The 5,618-nt window shown below is 35.9% G+C and carries 6 protein-coding genes; all 6 read left to right on the top strand.

The annotated features are described in order from the left end of the window. Window positions 1-1,012: hypothetical protein (locus FJ218_10610; protein MBM4167351.1), on the top strand; the 1,012-nt coding region annotated here is incomplete at its 5' end. A 2-nt stretch (window positions 1,013-1,014) separates the two neighbouring features. Next, window positions 1,015-1,578, top strand: coding sequence for a hypothetical protein (locus FJ218_10615; protein MBM4167352.1), 564 nt, complete (start codon window positions 1,015-1,017; stop codon window positions 1,576-1,578). A gap of 359 nt (window positions 1,579-1,937) precedes the next feature. Beyond that, window positions 1,938-3,569: a hypothetical protein gene (locus FJ218_10620; protein ID MBM4167353.1), complete on the top strand. Its 1,632-nt coding sequence runs from the start codon at window positions 1,938-1,940 to the stop codon at window positions 3,567-3,569. Between the two features lie 30 nt (window positions 3,570-3,599). Next, on the top strand, window positions 3,600-4,157 hold the full coding sequence (locus tag FJ218_10625) for a hypothetical protein (protein ID MBM4167354.1): 558 nt from the start codon (window positions 3,600-3,602) through the stop codon (window positions 4,155-4,157). Between the two features lie 105 nt (window positions 4,158-4,262). Continuing rightward, window positions 4,263-5,408: a serine hydrolase gene (locus FJ218_10630; GenBank protein ID MBM4167355.1), complete on the top strand. Its 1,146-nt coding sequence runs from the start codon at window positions 4,263-4,265 to the stop codon at window positions 5,406-5,408. Between the two features lie 26 nt (window positions 5,409-5,434). Further along, on the top strand, window positions 5,435-5,618 hold a 184-nt coding region (locus tag FJ218_10635; GenBank protein ID MBM4167356.1), incomplete at its 3' end, for a hypothetical protein.

A 5,618-nucleotide genomic window follows, 5' to 3' on the forward strand; every position in this document is an offset into this window, starting at 1 on the left:
AGAAGAACTTGTTCCTCCGCTTGAAAAAATTTTTGAACATACGACTGTTGCAGGTTTTCCCAAAGACGCAGGAACGCTTGTGGATTCGTTTCTCTTTGTTGGAACGTTCAACGGCGAAGTGAAAGTGTATAACATTACAAACGGAACATCATACGGATATTTTGATGCTGGAGTTGCAGTCAGTGGTGCGCCAACGGTTGATGGATTTCGGATTTTCATTCCGCTTGTGAAAGACCAAAACTCGCTTGTCGCTTATGATTTGCAAGACAAACATATTGATTGGAAAATAAATATTGGAAATATTGAATCATCGCCGCTTGTGTTTCAAGAGAATATTTTTGTTGTAACAACGGATAGTAAATTGTATTCTCTCAAAAAACGAACAGGAGAAATCAATTGGACGTTTGAAGAAAAAACAAAAAAGAGTGGAAGCCGCGCGCATTGTTCTGTCGTGAGCGATGGATTTAATTTGTATTTCGGCAATGACGAAGGAATAGTGTATTCCGTTGGTATAGATTCGGGAAAACAGCAATGGAAGTTTGATGCAGAAGGAAGTATTTTTTCTTCGCCGACAATTTTTGAAAATAAAATTTACTTTACGACGACAAAGGGAAATGTGTATGTTCTTTCTCTCGATGGAACGTTGCAATGGAAAAAGAATATGGATGTTCCTTTGTATGCTACTGTTGGCATTGGGCAACATTCACTACTTGTTGCGACTTCGGATGGAAAAATTGTTTCGCTCAATCGTATCAACGGAGAAACGGAATGGGAATTTCAAACGAAAAGTGTTATCAATGTAACTCCGCTTGTACTTGGAAATTTTGTCTATGTTGGAACGACAGATAAAAATTTATATGCGCTTAATATTAGTGATGGTTCGGTGGCGTGGAATTATCCGCTCGAAGGTCGTGTGAAAACAAATCTTCTTGCAAGGAAAAACTACCTTGTCGCGTTTGTCGAAGATAGAACGATTTTGATTTTTAAAGGAAGAGAAAGCAAAATATTTTAGCTATGAATTACGATTGTTTGTTAACTGACAACGAAGAAAATTCTTTCTGCGAACATCAGCGAGATTTGCGGGAGACAATTTCCCGCAGATTGCGCAAATTATCGCAGAGGAAAAGTTTAAAGCATACTTTTTTTAGAAAACTTGCGTTGTTTGCATTGATGTATGTAGGATTATATTCTCCACAAGTCTTTGCGCAAGATTCATCGAAGCAAAACAGCAATCATTTTTCCCGATTGTGGAGTATTGATGCAAACAATATTTCTCCCGATTTGAAAATGAAAATGGATTTGCATCCGATTCCCATTATTGAAGAAAGTAAATTGCGTATTCCTATATCAACGTACATAGTCGGAGCGAGCGCAATCATTTCCGGTGGAATTGCCGCATCTGCTAAACTTCATTCCGATAAATTATACAAGGAATATCTCAATGAATATTATTCTACTGGAAATATCAATGCTAAAAAACGAAACGATGTTAGAAAATTCGATACGCTATCATCCATTACACTCTTCGCGGCTGAAATCGGTTTTGTGTACGTCGCTTATTCTTTGTTAAATTATTAAGAAAATAAGTTCAGAAATATTATGTAAATATTATTTTTTTACTTTTATTTTTACCAGTTTAATTGTATGGGATAGTAACCTTAAGGGTATAAGTATTTATTAAGTCAATAATGATATAGCATCAATAGGTATTATTGTTTTATCGGGTGAAAGTGACGATAGAACAATTTTAACAAATATCGCTTTCGAAATCATTTATCAAAGGAATTGGTAAAATGCTTCAAATTAATCGTCATTATTTAAGTGCCATGTTATTGATATTTGGACTTTTCACTTTATGGATACGATGTGAAAGTCAGGATCTTCGAAAATATCAAAGGAAATCAATTACATCAATCGGCGCAGTTTTATATAAAACTATGCCCGATAAAAATGTAACTGATATGGTTGTGAATCGCATGAAATTTCATCTTGAAATTCCGCGATTCGATTACAATGAAATCTCTTCGACTGCCGTTCAGGACTTTGTCACGAAAGCCCGCACAACAGACCTCTCTCCAGAAAAAATCTCCGAATCCCTCGACCAAACAATTGTTCCTCAAATCACACAAGCATTGAGTGCTGTTGCAGAAATCCGTGCGAGAGGAAATCAAAAGGAGGAAGATTTGGCGAGGGCTGCTGTTGATAAAATGAAAGGCAGTGGATTAACTGCAGATGATATTTTGAAGGTTATGAATTCAGCGTATCTATATCTGCCTGTTGTTACAGAATATTCGGAAACACCAAGTGGAAATACTCTAAAATCAAATATCAAAGGGTATATTCTTTGGTATAAAATAAATGTTGGTTCCGATTTGCTTGCAAAGACGATTTTATTGAAGGATGCGTCAACACTTCAAGAAGGAATGGGTGATGGTGATATCAATAAAAGCTACAAACTCAAAAAGAGAGAAGTAGGTGGTGGGGATTATGCGAGACTTATTGCTATCAACACTTGGGTAAAGAACCTCGCAGTGGCGATGAAAAATATTTCCGATTTCAAACTTTCTGCCGAAGTGAAAGAAGTAGAAGGGTCTAACGTTCTTGCTGGATTAGGTGATAAGGAAGGATTAGGACTAGACGATGGTTATAACATTGTGGAGTTTGAACAGGATGATTCCGGAAATGTTAAAATTCAAGAACGCGGATTTTACCGAGTAGATAAAATCGGTAACAATTTTGAAAGTGCAACGAATCTTTCAACGTTTCATAAATATTTAGGTGGAACTCCTGAACGGGGAATGATAATTATGGAACGACCTCGACTGGGAATTGATATTACGGTGAGGCCAAAATTTTTTACTGCTAAGATTCCTCGGTATGCGACGCCCAAGAATTTAGGTTTCGTCTCATATGAAAATCCAGAAGATTTCAACAATATAGACGAACATGGTTTTATTTTAAGTGAAGACGCAAAATCTGGAATGGGAATAGATATCAATTTTAACGGAAATATCGCTAAACTTACAGGAGTGCGACAATTGTTTTTGAATGTTGATATTGCGCTCGGTTTTCCGAATGCATCAATTGATGCGGATGCTCTGAGTGGAGCATCAATCGCCCCACTAATAATCAGCGGATATTTAGGACCAATGAAAAAACTCTGGTTCGGAAGTTCAAACCTTAATCTTAGCGCGAGCGGAGGGATAGATATTCTTCGATTAACAAATACTGGAGCGAAGAAGGGTGACCTTGATAATATCAGTCTTTATTCTCCGGGAGTAAAAATTAATGCAGGTTTCGAATTTCTTCTTTCCTCAGATTTGAGTATTGGAATTGATGCCGGATACAAAATAGGATTATCACCACTCGCTGCAACCTTGGCTATCAAAGATGGTCAAGAATATGATTTAACAACGGAAACAATCGGCAATACTCTTGTGGTGGAAAGTGATTATTTCAAAGATTTGAATTTTTCTGGTTTAAATATTTCAGCAGGTGTATCATACGCATTGCCGAGTTTGCCATTTGATCCGTTCGCATTTCTTAGTGCAAAAACAATTGATTATTAATAACTATATTTTTTGAAAGGTAAGTAAATTATGTTAACCAACTTAAAGAAAGCAATCCTAATTTCAACAATTTTCGTTGCGGTGTTTTATCAATTTGGTTGTGGTTCATCTCCTTCTATTTTAAAGTTGTCAGATCTTGATCCCAATTTCAGAAAATTCGAAGGCAATCGTGATTATGATAACGTCACAGACAGCGTCGAATATGTGAATTTGGGAAAAGAAAGTTATGATAACATTTTTAAAGAAGCAGCGATAATTAATGCGACGGTACGGCAATTGAATTTTACAATAGATGCCATTGATAAGAATCCTTCTAAATTTGTAAAAGGTTCAGAAGGGTTCGAATTTGCATTGGCTGCGGTAACTTTTGGAATTAACGCATTACCAAAAATGAAAGAAAGTGCTTCCAAAATTCTTAATGGTTTAACTTCACTCAATCCGGTAAACGATTTTTCTGGATTGGATGCAACGAAAGCACCGAAGGCAGTTGATGGAATTAGTCAAACTAAATCTAATTTAGAAAATGCCGTAGCTGAGATGGATAAACTTATAGGGAAAATAGGAAAACTAGAAACTCAATTTAAGTAAAGTCGTTTGTTATGCCCAAGCATTTTTGGTTCTGTTTTCATAAAGATAAAAAATTTGCTTGGGCATAAAGTTTTGTGGGTCTTTATTTGAAAAGTTTTCTATTGAATTTTACCAACGGATGAATTAATTTGTAATGATATAGTTCAAAGTAATCTCTTGAAGAAGAGAATAGTTCTTTTTTATTTTCTCTTTTTTGGGGTATTACTTTACCCGTCTTGTAAGATTTCTCCAACAGAATCTTCTTGGAAAATTTCTTCTGCACCTCAGCAAGGATTTAATGAGCATAAACTCGATGAATTGACTACGAAAATTCAATCTGGGATTTATAAGGAAATTCACAGCGTACTTATTGTTCGAAATGGATATTTAGTGTATGAGAAATATTTTCATGGTTATTCAAAAGACAAAATTCAACGAGTATATTCCGTTACAAAATCAGTTACTTCGCTGTTAGTTGGAATTGCAAATGACAAAGAAAACATCACAAACTTCAACGCAAAACTCCTAAGTTTTTTTCATGAGTATGGAACTATTGCTCATCTGGATTCGAACAAACGAACTATACGATTGGAAGATATTCTCACAATGAGAGCAGGTTTTACTTGGAATGAACAATCTGCTCCTTACGGAAGTTCAAATAATCCAGCAATCCAACTTTCAATGAGTTCTGATTGGATAAAGTACGTTCTCGATGTACCGATGTCATATATCCCGGGAACACATTTTACCTACAATAGTGGTTGTTCGATATTGTTATCTGGAATCTTACTCAAGACAACGAATAAACGTGCTGACGTTTTTGGGTATGATCATATATTTTCTAAATTAGGAATAGTAAACTATGCTTGGGATAATGGACCGAAGAATATTACTAATACGGGATGGGGATTATATCTGAAACCCCGTGATATGGCAAAGATTGGTCAGTTGGTTTTGAATAGAGGAACTTGGAATGGAAAACGAATTGTTTCAAGTGCTTGGATTGATTCTTCCACGACAAAGTACGTAACACTACAAACAAATCCGTACAGTTATGGTTATCAATGGTGGTTGCTTCCGCTTGATAGTACTACAACACATACACCGACACCCAATGATATTCGTTTTGCTTGGGGATATGGTGGACAATTTATTTTTGTTATTCCATATTATGATTTAGTGGTTGTGAGTACAGCATGGAATCCATCTGGCGATGATGATTTGTTGACAATACAATTTATGAAAGAGTACATTATTAAGGCAATTCAGTAATTTTATTTTCATCAATAATTACACTTATGAAAAACATATTTTATTTTACACTCGTTTTCCTTTTTTCCTGCGCAACAAAATCAATAGTCGCACAAAATTCACCACGTTCAATGCAAGCAACGTTTGTCGAAAGTTATTCTCCGACGGAAGTTTCAATTCGAGCGTGGGGAATCGGAAGCGATGTTGACAACGCGGAACTTGATGCTAAGA

The organism is Ignavibacteria bacterium (assembly GCA_016873775.1).
GTDB lineage: Bacteria > Bacteroidota > Ignavibacteria > UBA10030 > F1-140-MAGs086 > JAGXRH01.

Excerpts from the sequence above, each read along its gene's own strand:
- FJ218_10615 (MBM4167352.1), top strand. The coding sequence starts at position 1,015 with ATGAATTACGATTGTTTGTTAACTGACAACGAAGAAAATTCTTTCTGC.
- FJ218_10620 (MBM4167353.1), top strand. The coding sequence starts at position 1,938 with ATGCCCGATAAAAATGTAACTGATATGGTTGTGAATCGCATGAAATTT.
- FJ218_10625 (MBM4167354.1), top strand. The coding sequence starts at position 3,600 with ATGTTAACCAACTTAAAGAAAGCAATCCTAATTTCAACAATTTTCGTT.